The 12,855-nt window shown below is 43.8% G+C and carries 8 protein-coding genes; 5 read left to right on the forward strand and 3 right to left on the reverse strand.

What is annotated here, in order from left to right; genetic code table 11:
* Position 1: 1 nt before the first annotated feature.
* Positions 2 to 1,105 carry a redox-regulated ATPase YchF gene (ychF, locus tag MWL85_RS03175; protein WP_244401387.1) on the forward strand — a complete coding sequence of 368 codons (1,104 nt, stop codon included), beginning with the start codon at positions 2 to 4 and terminating at the stop codon, positions 1,103 to 1,105.
* 80 nt (positions 1,106 to 1,185) lie between these two features.
* On the opposite strand, the gene MWL85_RS03180 is transcribed toward ychF, so the two are convergent.
* From MWL85_RS03180 to MWL85_RS03190, 3 genes are all read right to left on the reverse strand, one after another.
* On the reverse strand, positions 1,186 to 2,130 hold the full coding sequence (locus MWL85_RS03180; RefSeq protein ID WP_244401388.1) for a helix-turn-helix domain-containing protein: 945 nt from the start codon (positions 2,128 to 2,130) through the stop codon (positions 1,186 to 1,188).
* 191 nt (positions 2,131 to 2,321) lie between these two features.
* The gene (locus tag MWL85_RS03185) at positions 2,322 to 3,029 is read right to left on the reverse strand and encodes a porin family protein (RefSeq protein WP_244401389.1); all 708 of its coding nucleotides are present in this window, start codon (positions 3,027 to 3,029) and stop codon (positions 2,322 to 2,324) included.
* Positions 3,029 to 4,759 (reverse strand): LysM peptidoglycan-binding domain-containing protein, encoded by a 1,731-nt coding sequence (locus MWL85_RS03190; RefSeq protein ID WP_244401390.1) that lies wholly within the window; start codon positions 4,757 to 4,759, stop codon positions 3,029 to 3,031. Before MWL85_RS03190 ends, MWL85_RS03185 begins: the two co-directional genes overlap by 1 nt.
* A gap of 631 nt (positions 4,760 to 5,390) precedes the next feature.
* On the opposite strand from MWL85_RS03190, the gene gyrA reads away from it, so the two are divergent.
* The 4 genes from gyrA to MWL85_RS03210 all read left to right on the forward strand — a co-directional run bounded on the left by gyrA (position 5,391) and on the right by MWL85_RS03210 (position 12,757).
* Entirely contained in the window at positions 5,391 to 7,973 is a 2,583-nt protein-coding gene (gyrA, locus tag MWL85_RS03195; protein WP_244401391.1) for a DNA gyrase subunit A, read from the forward strand.
* Positions 7,974 to 8,060: 87 nt separating this feature from the next.
* The gene (locus tag MWL85_RS03200) at positions 8,061 to 9,290 is read left to right on the forward strand and encodes a tetratricopeptide repeat protein (protein WP_018029008.1); all 1,230 of its coding nucleotides are present in this window, start codon (positions 8,061 to 8,063) and stop codon (positions 9,288 to 9,290) included.
* A 242-nt stretch (positions 9,291 to 9,532) separates the two neighbouring features.
* Complete coding sequence (locus MWL85_RS03205; RefSeq protein ID WP_021903844.1) at positions 9,533 to 10,891, forward strand: PhoH family protein; 1,359 nt, start codon at positions 9,533 to 9,535, stop codon at positions 10,889 to 10,891.
* A 48-nt stretch (positions 10,892 to 10,939) separates the two neighbouring features.
* Positions 10,940 to 12,757, forward strand: coding sequence for a biotin/lipoyl-binding protein (locus MWL85_RS03210; RefSeq protein ID WP_244401392.1), 1,818 nt, complete (start codon positions 10,940 to 10,942; stop codon positions 12,755 to 12,757).
* Positions 12,758 to 12,855: the final 98 nt, after the last annotated feature.

Here is a 12,855-nt window from a genome sequence, read left to right on the forward strand (position 1 = left end):
TATGGCATTACAGTGTGGAATCGTAGGGCTTCCAAATGTAGGGAAATCAACCCTGTTTAATTGCCTTTCGAATGCAAAGGCTCAGTCGGCCAACTTCCCGTTTTGTACGATTGAGCCCAATGTGGGTGTGATTACCGTACCAGATAATCGGCTAAATAAATTGGCTGAATTGGTTCACCCCAATCGTATAGTCCCAACGACTGTGGAGATCGTAGATATTGCAGGACTAGTAAAGGGAGCGAGTAAGGGCGAAGGATTAGGTAATAAGTTTTTGGCCAATATCCGTGAGACTGATGCCATTATCCATGTATTGAGGTGCTTTGACAATGATAATATTACTCACGTCGATGGCAAGGTGGATCCAGTACGTGATAAGGAGGTGATCGATGTAGAGCTTCAGCTGAAAGATCTGGAGACTGTGGAAAGCCGCATTCAGAGGGTGGAGAAGCAGGCCAAAACTGGTGGCGATGCTCAAGCTAAGGTACTCTTTAATGTCCTCTCGCAAGTTCGTGAGGTGTTACTACAAGGAAAGTCTGCACGATCGCTTAGCTTTGATTTGCCTGAAGAGCAGAAAGCGATGAAAGAGCTCTACCTATTGACGGCTAAGCCAATCCTCTATGTCTGTAATGTGGACGAAGCCTCTGCTGTGGACGGCAACAAGTATGTTGATGCTGTACGCGAGGCAATTAAGGAGGAGGACGCTGAGCTATTGGTAATTGCCGCTCAGACGGAGAGCGAAATTGCTGAATTGGAAACTTATGAAGAGCGCCAGGAGTTCCTTGAAGCAGTAGGACTAGAGGAGAGTGGGGTATCTAGGCTGATTAGAAGTGCCTATGCTTTGCTTAATCTGGAGACCTACTTTACTGCTGGAGTGCAGGAGGTGCGAGCATGGACTTATACTAAGGGGTGGAAGGCTCCACAAGCAGCGGGAGTGATTCATACTGACTTTGAGAAGGGATTCATTCGCGCTGAGGTGATTAAGTATGAAGACTTTATCCACTACGGGAGTGAGCAAGCGGTTAAAGAGGCTGGTAAGCTCTCAGTCGAAGGTAAGGACTACGTAGTGCAAGATGGAGATGTGATGCACTTTAGGTTTAACGTCTAAATACAAGTATTTCGGACAAAAAAAGAGTGAGGTACACTACACAGTGTACCTCACTCTTTTTACTAATTATGGAATGTGAATTACTTATCAGAATAGTTGGTTCTGTAGTAATGCATATTATTGGCTCTTCTCTCAGCAGCTCTTTTCTCTGCCTCTTCTCTGACTAGCTCCTTGCGATGCTGTGAAGGGGTTTTATTGAACTGCCTACGACAGAATACGGTAAAGTGGCTTGGACTAGAGAATCTGAACTCCTCCATAATGTCTTTGAAGGGCACGGTTGGATCTGCCAAACGCTCTTCAATCATCTCGGCCTTGCGGTCTAGCATCCATGTGTATGGGGGCACGTTGAAGGTCTCCTTAAATAGCTTATTGAACTTGCGGATATCAATTCTACGCATATCGGCTAGGTCTTGGACCGACTTAGCTCTATAGTGATTCATGATAACGAACTCTTTGAAGTCTACCTCTTTCCTAAGTAGTGGTGCCAAGAGCTCTCCAAGTACTTCAGGTTTGTAGTATCCTGCAAGTACAAAGAATACCTCCTTTAGTTTTTGCTCCATAATCTCTACGCATTGAAGCCCATCTTGGTAGAATCGATGAATGGTCATCAAGCTCAGCTTTAGTGGCTCATAGATTTCGATGGTGCGGTGAACCATGGTAATAGGAGCGTATTTTCTCAAGTTGTTGAAAGTGTAGCCACTGCAGAGATGAGAGAGCCTATCAAACATAAATATCTGTAAGGTGCCTTCACATCCTAATGTGATTGAGAGTGTGTTGTTACTCTCAACAAGCATCCCAAAAGGGGCATTGCGGGTCTCGTTGATATCAGTGGAGGTGGGGTCGAGATCGTTTGTGATACTATAGCGAGTATCACTGCTATCCACAAAAATAAGGAGTGTCTTATCGCTACTCTTTATCTCTTCTTTTTGCTCAGGCTTCATTGCTACCTCTTTATAAGCACTGGTTTTGTTGTTGCCAGCATAGCAGTCGCAGCCTAAGTGACGTTCTATATTAACTGGTTTCATATGTAATATAAATAATTCCTCTCCGTCTCCGCGTATGCATAAGGAACAGAAAGGAGGTGATTTTGATAAATGAGTTACAAAATTACTGATATTAATCGAAATATACAAGGGTATCAATTAAAAGATTTGGTGCCTCTAATATTTCGACAATAAGGATGCTAGTATTTAGTGGTAGGCAAAGACCTTATGATCTAAAAAGAATAGAGTAGGTAGGTTTTTATCGCTATTATCTGCTCAGAGGATTTGCCAAAGTAATCGCTCCGTGAATTGCCATAGATCTCTCCAAGTCCATAAACGTATGAACCCCTTATACCTGCAACGAAATGTGAAAAATGATACTCCGTGCCTACACCGCCACCGATACCCCATGCAAACTTGTTTTCAACGGGCATCTCATGCTGGCGGGTGACGACACCAGGTATCTTTTGGTCGCCAAAATTGCTCTTAGAGCTTTCGGAAATGAGATAGCCAAAGTGAGCCCCCATATCAATGGTTAGCTTTAGAGCCTTCTTGCCAAAGGTTAATTGGGTCATTATAGGCATATTGACGAAGGTGAGCGTGCGATCATAGAATAGCCCTAACTGGTTGTATGGCTCCTCTAGGTCTTTCGGCTTCTCCATCCACCCTCTCTGAGAATAATCAAATTCGATCCAAATTCCTCCAACGACATTGGAGAGGTTGTACACGTAGCCAATATCGTATCGCATCACCAGCCCTGCATCAAAGCCAATCTTGGGGCCCTGTTGTACCCTAGGTGTGAAGATGAGGTTGCTCAGGTTAACACCAGCGGTAGGTCCTATCATAAACTTGCGCTGAAAAGGTTCTGGCTCACCTTGCGCAGCACCATCAATGGCTACTAGCAGTAGTGCTGTAAGTGTAGTGAAAAATAAACGCTTCATCAAAATCTCCTAGCCTCCCCTCTTTCTTGATATTGCACGAAAAATACTCCTAGGTTACTTTTGAATTCCCCATTCCCTGGTCGGCTAACGAAATCAAATTTGCTCTGCACCCCATTCCAAGACATCTCCGACCTGTTATTTTTTGAGGATAAGCGTCCAAGGAAAAAGCTCGCTGTATCATAGCCGAGCAAGCTGTAGCGTGGGTAAGTGGAGCCTAGACCATGGTTGAACCATTTTGAAAATTGGCTTTCAAAGCTTTTGTAAGTAGTACTCTCGGGATCCACAAAAAAGGTAGTATAGAAAACAGCTTTATTCACTTTCAGATCATTACCAAGAGAGTGCGAGTAGGTTTGCCATTCAGGATATCCGAAGGGTATGATATTGGTGACTGATAGGCTGTCTCTAGCAACATTAAGCGTCTCAAGTATACTCTTGGCGACTGACAACGACCCTACATCTGGCACCACAACAACTTGGGAACTTTGGGATGAAAGGTTGTTGACTGTATTTAGATTGCTGAATAGGGCTAGATCAATCTCACTGTACGACACTTTGTATTTGTCTAATTCACCCTGTAATATCGAAATGAAGTCGTCCTTATTACTTTGATCATAGTTGCTCCTCACAAATTGAATGTGGGAGTTGCGGAATTCTTGAATAAACTTCTGAGCTACCGTTTTGTAGAGTGCTTTATGCGGGGTGTTGACTTGATAAGTCTTAGAGTTCCTACGTGCAACTTGAGGATAATCTCTTGATGTAAATGGGATGACGTAAGAGGCTCCCTTCACCTTTGCAATCTGTGATAGCTTATCAATAGAAGTGTCTGAGACGCCTCCTAAAATCATATCAATCTTCGGAAGCCCGTTGAGGGCGGCTATTGAGCTTTCGAGCTTTTGGTCGCTACAATCAACTGCATGGAGGTGAATGCTCATTCCGCTCTTCTTCGCTTCAAGTAGAGCCATTAAGAATCCCTCATAGTACATACTAAATCGGCGTCCTTTGTCTTCGCTAAAGGGTAGGGCAAGTGCTACAGTAAAACCACTAGCTACGGGAAATGCGGGGCGACTTCCCAGTGCCTCATTATTGGCAAGGGTGTTGTCTGGAATCAGTATTGTAGCATCTGCTTTCAATCCATTCTTGATCTGAGGATTGTAGTGATAGAGCTGCTCTTCGCTCCACCCAGTCACTTGGAGCAAACTATATATTGTGGCTCCAGCCGGTACTTTATATGCAATTAAGCCTGTAATACTTCCATTGGTAGGCACTGGCGAAGGCTTTGACCCTTCAGAACGGTAGACACCACTCTCGGATGTAGATTGAGGTATGACAATGATGATGCCTTGAGAAAGTTTATCGGCATTATTTATGGAAGAGTTGGCAGATAAAATTGAATTGACCGATACTCCATATTTTCGAGCAATAGAGTATAGGGTCTCCCCCATTTCCACCTTGTGGTAAATTGGAGTGTTTTTATTTGGAGTATTGTCACTTGTTTGGTCCATCGGGATGATTAGCTTTTCTCCCACTCTAATGCTTTGAGCAGCATGAGGGTTTAATCGGCAGATATCCTCAATGGTTACTCCATAATTCAGACTAATCCTATATAATGTCTCCCCTTTTGCTACAATATGCTCTTTATGTCCTTGCTGTGCATTTGCACTCAAGGTGACTATGAATAGTATATAGAAAGCCAAGGATCTATATACAGCCTTTCTTATTTGCATTGTCATATCTATTACGTTACGTATACACTAGTAATTAATTATGCAAATATAGCAATTTAGCACTAAGTATCAAGCTGTTTATCCTCCCTTTCTGGTATTTCTGGTGTTTTACCGTGCACTGAGTGTCTATGGGTAAGGACTTACTAGGCGATCCGATTTGTTGTGGCAACCAAGTCAGAGGAGAGCCTGCCCCAAGCCCTCCATAAACCTCTATGCTAGTAGGGCAAAAGTCGAGATGCAACTAAGCAATTGGCGAGTTGCAACTAAGCATTTGCTGAGATGCATCTCGCCAATTGCTTAGTTGCATCTCGGCAAGCACTTTGGTATAGTGTTGAAATCCAGTTGGTTGTGATGAATGTATCTGTGACCCAATATTGTCTGGATTTCCATCTAATTTCATGGTTTGAAAATTATGGATTGCAGAGTGCCTCGTAAGGGAAAATGGATTCGTAGCTAGTCGAGCCCTGATGTTTGGCTTCCTCAATGTGTAATCCCGGATCTCTTGACTTATAATGTAGGCTTAGTTGTAATTTTTTTGTACCTTTGGCTAAAGAATTGTGGCGATGATGAATTGGTTTTTGACCGATTTATACTTGTTACATAGGTTGATAAGAGTCGAAAAAGTTTTTAGATACTGATGCAAGAGGAAAATAAACAGGGGGGAAAGGTAATTGAGGTAAATCTAGAGGAGCAGATGAAGTCGGCGTATATCGACTATGCAATGTCTGTGATAGTGAGCCGTGCATTGCCTGATGTGCGTGATGGCTTTAAGCCTGTACATAGGCGCATCCTCTATGGGATGAATGAGTTGGGAAATACCCCTGATAAGCCCTATAAGAAGTGTGCTCGTACTGTGGGTGATGTGATGGGTAAGTACCACCCCCACGGCGATAGCTCCATATATCTCGCTCTGGTGCGCTTGGCACAGGAGTGGAGTATGCGCTACACGCTAGTAGACCCTCATGGTAACTTTGGCTCAGTAGACGGTGATGGCCCTGCTGCGATGCGATATACGGAGAGTAGATTGGCTCCTTTGGCTATGGAGATGCTCTCTGATATCAATAAGGAGACGGTAGATATGGTGCCCAATTACGATGACTCTACTGTGGAACCATCTGTGCTCCCTAGCCGTATTCCAAATCTTTTGGTGAATGGTGCATCGGGTATTGCTGTGGGTATGGCCACTAATATGGCTCCTCATAACTTGAAAGAAGTGCTTGAGGGGGCATTGGCCTATATTGATAAGCGTGGCGATATCTCTGTGGCAGAACTTATGGAGTACGTAAAGGCTCCAGACTTTCCTACCGGTGGTACGATTTATGGATACCAAGGAGTGAAGGAGGCTTTTGAGACCGGACGGGGTCGAATCGTTATTCGTGGTAGAGCGGAGATAGAGGTAGATGGTCAGCACGAGCAGATCGTAATTACAGAGATCCCCTACAATGTGATAAAGAAGGACTTGGTGAAGAGTATCGCCGACCTTGCCACCACTAAAAAGATTGACGGGATCAGCAATGTGCAGGATGAATCGAGTGGTAAGACAGGTATGCGCATTGTCATTGATATCAAGCGAGATGCCAATGCTGGTGTAGTACTCAACAAGCTCTACAAGATGACTACATTGCAGAGCTCGTTCAGCGTCAATAATATTTCACTTGTCAATGGCAGTCCTCAATTGTTGAACCTTAAGGACTTAATTGGGGAGTTTGTGAAGCACCGCTTTGAGGTGGTAACTAGGCGTACTACCTACGATCTGAGAAAGGCAGAGGAGCGGCTCCATATCCTCGAAGGACGAATCATAGCTGCTGATAATATAGATGAGGTAATAGCGATCATTAAGAGCTCGGAAAAGCAGTCTGATGCTATTGAGCGGCTGATGGCTCGCTTTAACCTTTCACAAATTCAGGCACGCTCTATTGTAGAGATGCGTCTTGGTCAGTTGACAGGTATGGAGCTAGAAAAGCTACATGCTGAATACGATGAGGTGTCGGAGCGAGTGACCTATTTCAAGAGCCTGCTTGCTGATGAAAATCTTCTTTATGGCGTCATCAGTGATGAGCTTCGCGAAATCATTGAAAAGTATGGAGATGATAGACGAAGTGATATCGTTTATGCTACTGCCGATATGAATCCAGAAGATTTCTATGCCGATGAGGATATGGTGATAACCATCTCTCATATGGGATATATCAAGCGTACACCACTTGCCGACTTTCACGCTCAGAGTAGGGGTGGAGTAGGGGCTAAGGGTAGCGATACTCGCGATGAGGACTTCGTGGAGTATATCTACAGTGCCTCTATGCATGCTACTTTGCTATTCTTTACAGAGCAGGGTCGGTGCTATTGGCTTCGCGTATTTGAGATTCCTGAAGGAGCTCGCAACTCTAAGGGAAGAGCAATTCAAAACCTTCTCAATTTGGATGCCGATAATAGAGTTAATGCAGTCCTAAGAGTAAAAGACTTAACTACTGACGAGGAATTTGTAAATACCCATTATCTTACCTTCTTCACGAAGAGTGGATTGGTACGTAAGTCAAGACTTAAGGATTTCTCAAGGCCACGCCAGTCTGGTATTATAGCGATAAAGCTACGTGACGATGATAAGGTAGTGAGCGTGATGCTCTCCAATGGTAAGTGCGACTTTGTATTGGGAAGTCGAAAGGGTAGAGCTGTACGCTTCTCTGAGAGTGTGCTTAGGCCTCTAGGACGTTCGTCTATGGGGGTACGGGGAATGCGTTTGGAAGAGGACGGTGATGAGCTGGTCGGAGCTGTATGCATTAAGAAGCCAGAGGAGGAGACAATCTTGGTGATCTCTGAAAATGGATATGGTAAGCGCTCTAGCCTTGAGGATTATCCTCTGAGAAATAGAGGAGGTAAGGGAGTTATTACTCTTAAGATAACTGAGAAGACTGGAGAACTGGTCTCAATCCATAGCGTTACGGATGCACACGATATTATGATTATTAATAAGAGTGGTGTGGCCATCCGAACGAGTATGAAAGATATCTCCGTGATTGGTAGAAATACTCAAGGTGTGAAGCTGATCAACCTCTCAAAGCGTGGCGATGAGATAGCTAGTACCTGTAGAGTGCTCTCAGAAGAGGAGCAGCAGCCTGAAGTGGAGGAGCGTGACGAAGGTGTTTACGAAGCTGATGGTGCGGATATAGATGATAGCGAGTTCTCAGATGATCATGCAGATCACGATTCTGACCAGGAGTAATTGATTAAACCTTACCGACCGTGTAGGGTCATACTATTGAGAAGTAAAAGAGAATAAATATTATTACTAATAAAAAGATTAGAAGATATGAAGAAGAGATTTTTCTTAGGTACACTGTCTGTTTTGCTAGGTGCTTTTTTAGTAGTGCCAGCTTTTGCACAAGAGAAAGTGGTAAAAGAGGTAGAGCGTACCGTGAAGCGTGATAAGGCTGATATCAATGCAGCTCGACAATTAATCAAGACCACTTTGGAAAACCCAGAGACCGCTAATTCGGCTCACGCATGGTATGTGGCTGGATTTGTAGAGGAGAAGGCTGTAGAGAAAGGCTTTATTAAGCTACAACTAGGTGAGGCTGTGGATGAGGCAGGGTTCTACAAGCCTGTTTATGACATGGTTAATTATTATGAGAAGGCGTATGAGCTGGATCATCAGCCCAATGATAAGGGCCGTGTGAGACCTAAGTTTGAGAAGAAGATTCGTGAGGCTGTGAGCACCTATTATACGCAGTTGATTAATGCAGGTAATGAAGGGCTACAAAGTGGCGACTTTAAGAAGGCCAATATGTATTTCTCAAAATTCGGTGAGATGAAGAATCATCCAATGTTTGAGGGTACTCCAGTCGCTACTGCTGACTCATTAAGCATGGAGGTGGCTTTCTTCTCTGCCTATGCTGCTACTCAGATGGAAGATAATACTACTGCTGCCATTGAGGAATTGAAGCGCATTAAAGACGTCCCATTTAACCAAAATGAGGTATACCAGCTTCTCGCTCTTCAGTACATCAATTCTGGTGATACTGTTAGCTACGAGAATACCCTTAAAGAGGCTATTGACGTAGTCCCACAAGAGCCAATATTCTTGACCAACCTTGCCAATATTTTGATCATTAAGGGTGAGAATGACCAAGCTTTGACTTTCCTAAATCAACTATTGGAGAAGGACCCAACTAATCCACTAGTACTCTCTACTATGGGGCAGATCTATACTGAGGGTAAGAAGGATTATAAGACTGGTGAGAGCTACTACCTCAAGGCAGTGGAGCTAAATCCTGACTCAAAAGAGGCTATCTATGGCCTTGCACAGGTCTACTTCAACCAAGGTGCTGATGCCATCAATGAGGCCAATAACATCACCGATCAAGATAAGTATACTGTTGCTCTTGAGAAGGCAAAGTCTTTCTATACAAAGGCCTTGCCTTACCTAGAGAAGGTACACAACTTAGATCCAGAGAATTCTCAATTCCGTACCGCACTTTATAATGTGTACTATAATCTTGGTATGGAAGACAAAATGGCCGAAATGGATGCGGCGCAATAAGCAAAAGCTTCATTACACATAGTATTAATGAGGAGGTATATCGTTCTTTACGATGTACCTCTTCTCTTTTTTCTCTACCATATATTGGTCGGGTGGAAAAAAGAATTAGGGGGTTATGTCGTTATTGTAAAATAATTAGGTACATTTGTAGTGATAACAAATATCGAAGTAATGTCGGTGTTGCGGAGATGAAAAAACACTTTTCCACCAGAATGACATAACTATGTGAAAGGAGATAAACTATGGCGAAAAAAAACTATGTGTTGGATACCAACGTGATACTTCACGATTATAAGTGTATCAATAACTTCCAGGACAATAATGTATACATACCAATTACTGTCTTGGAGGAGGTGGATAAGTTTAAAAAAGGTTACGAGCAAATCAATTTTAATGCTCGGGCTTTTACTCGCACACTTAATGAAATCATTGGTGGTGCTGAGGCTGACTCTTCTGCTAAGGAAAATGGTGTCAAGATTGAGGAAAATGGGGTGCTTATTAATGCCGACGGAGGTAAAGTATTTATACTAACTAGTGGGCAGCATCACAGTAAGGTATCAGAAGTATTTAAGGAAGATCTAAATGATCATAGGATACTATCTGCAGCACTTACTCTCTCTGAGCACTCTGACCTACCAACAATACTGGTGACTAAAGACTTTAATCTACGGATCAAAGCTCTTTCATTAGGATTGAAAGCCGAGGATTATACTACCGACAAGGTGGATGTGGAGGATATCTCTACTTCCGACTTTAGCGAGGTGGAAGTGGATGACCCAGCAGTGGTTGATTCATTATATAGTGCTGGTAATGAAGGTCTGCCAGTAAGTGAGCTATCATTGCCATCTGCTCCTATTCCCAATCAAACTTTTATTCTCAAAAGCCCACAGAGCTCGGTCTTGGTGAGGACTTTAAGTACTGGAGAGAGCGTTCGCCGCATTGAAAAACGGACCTTTATGGGTATTACCCCTAGAAATGCGGAGCAAACAATGGCATTTGATCTCCTAGCTGATCAGTCAATATCCCTAATTGGAATGACAGGTACAGCAGGAACGGGAAAGACTTTACTCGCTCTCGCAGCAGCACTTGCACAGGAAGAGGATTACCAGCAAATCTTATTGGCTCGTCCGATCGTTTCGCTTGCCAATAAAGACTTGGGATTTCTCCCTGGTGACTACAAGCAGAAGATTATGCCCTATATGCAGCCATTGTTTGATAACCTTAATGTGATTAAGGCTCAGTTTGGTGAGAACTCTAGCCAAGTGAGAAAGTTGGAAGATATGCTTTCGAGCGAGAAGCTAGTGATCGAGGCACTTGCCTATATTAGAGGGCGTAGCCTTTCTAATGTAATTTGTATCATTGATGAGGCTCAAAACCTAACTCCTCAGGAGATAAAGACGGTAATTACGCGTGCTGGTGATAATACGCGTATGATATTCACTGGTGATGTGCATCAAATTGATAGCCCTTATCTTGATAGTAGGAGCAATGGTCTTGCTTATATGATTGAGAGAATGAGGGGAGAGGACTTCTTTGGTCACGTCAATCTTGTGCAGGGTGAGCGTTCACACCTCAGTGATATGGCAGCGAAGAAATTATAAACGTGATAATATAAACTATATAAATACCTAACAGATGCAGCATTGAATATGGCAAAGAAATCTATTAAGTTTAGTCTCGTATACCGAGATATGTTTCAGAGCTCTGGTAAATACCAACCAAGAGCTGACCAATTGGCTAGAGTGGCACCACTCATCGTGGAGATGGGGTGCTGGGCACGTGTAGAGACTAATGGTGGAGCTTTTGAACAAGTTCAACTACTCTATGGTGAAAACCCAAATAAGGCAGTAAGAGCCTTCACAAAAGCCTTTAATGAGGCGGGCATCCAAACACATATGCTTGACCGTGGCTTGAACGCACTTCGTATGTACCCTGTACCAGCTGATGTAAGGCGTTTGATGTACAAGGTGAAAAAGGCACAAGGAGTCGATATTACTCGTATCTTCTGTGGTCTTAATGATGTACGTAACATTATCCCTTCTATCCAATATGCCAAGGAGGCAGGGATGATCCCTCAGGCTGTTCTTTGTATTACTCACTCACCTATCCATACCGCTGAGTACTACACAGGTATCGCTAAGCAACTGATCGATGCTGGTGCTCCTGAGATTTGCTTGAAGGATATGGCTGGTATTGGTAGGCCTACTCTTCTTGGTAAGGTGGTTAAGGCAATTAAGGAGTATAATCCTGATGTGATTGTACAGTATCACGGCCACTCTGGTCCTGGTTTCTCTCCTGCTTCTATGCTAGAGGTGGCTCGTGCTGGTGCTGATATCCTTGACTGTGCAGTAGAGCCACTAGCTTGGGGTAAAATCCACCCTGATGTAATTACCATACAAGCGATGCTCAAGGCTGATGGCTTTGATGTGCCTGAAATCAATATGAATGCATATATGAAAGTAAGGAGTATGACTCAGGAGTTCTTGGATGATTTCTTGGGCTACTTTACAAACTTTGGTAATCTACAGTCTTCTTCTCTACTCGTGGGTTGTGGATTGCCAGGTGGTATGATGGGATCTATGATGGCCGACCTAAAGGGTATCCACTCTGCGATCAATATGTATCATAAGCAAAATAATGAGCCTGAGCTGACCATTGATGACTTGATGGTGAAACTCTTTAAGGAGGTAGAATATGTATGGCCAAAGCTGGGTAACCCACCATTGGTAACTCCATTTAGCCAGTATGTCAAGAACGTTGCCCTAATGAATGTATTTAATATGGAGCGTGGCGAAGGACGTTGGCAGGCTATTGATAAGAATACATGGGGTATGATCACAGGAAAGTCTGGCAAGCTACCAGGCACCCTGGCTCCAGAGATTATAGAGCTAGCTAAGGAGAAGGGCGAGGAGTTTACCGATGCCAACCCACAAGACTACTACCCAGATGAGCTGGATAAGTACCGTAAGATCATGGATGAAGAGGGTTGGGACTATGGTCAGGACGATGAGGAGCTATTCGAATTGGCAATGCACGAACAGCAGTATCGCGACTATAAGAGTGGCGTAGCTAAAGAGCGCTTTGAGGCAGACTTGGCTAAACTACGTGCCGAGGATCAGGCTAAAAAGGGTTATACAGCTGATGATGTTAAAGAGCTCGTGAGGGCGAATTACATCCCTGTGACTGCTCCTGCAAGTGGTCAGGTATTCTGGGAGTTAGACTTTGAGGATCAGTCTGCTGCACCAGCAGTTGGTACTTCTTATAGAGCTGGTAGCAAGATGTGCTTTATCCAGACCAATGTACTCTATACCGTAGATGTCAAGGCTGGTATCTCTGGACGTATCCGTGAGATTGTAGCCGACCAAGGTGCTCATGTACGTAAGGGCGATGTGATTGCTTACATGGATGACTGTGAGGATTTCCTACCCGAGCCTGAGGAGCAAAAGGAGTATGTTAAGCGGTTGTAATACCTTACGGTATCTTACACGAATGTAATTAAGAGGAGGGGAGCTTGTTCCCCTCCTTTTCTTGACTTATAAGAGACTGTTGCACGAAGACGATCTGC

The organism is Porphyromonas somerae (assembly GCF_022845615.1).
Taxonomy (GTDB): domain Bacteria; phylum Bacteroidota; class Bacteroidia; order Bacteroidales; family Porphyromonadaceae; genus Porphyromonas_A; species Porphyromonas_A somerae.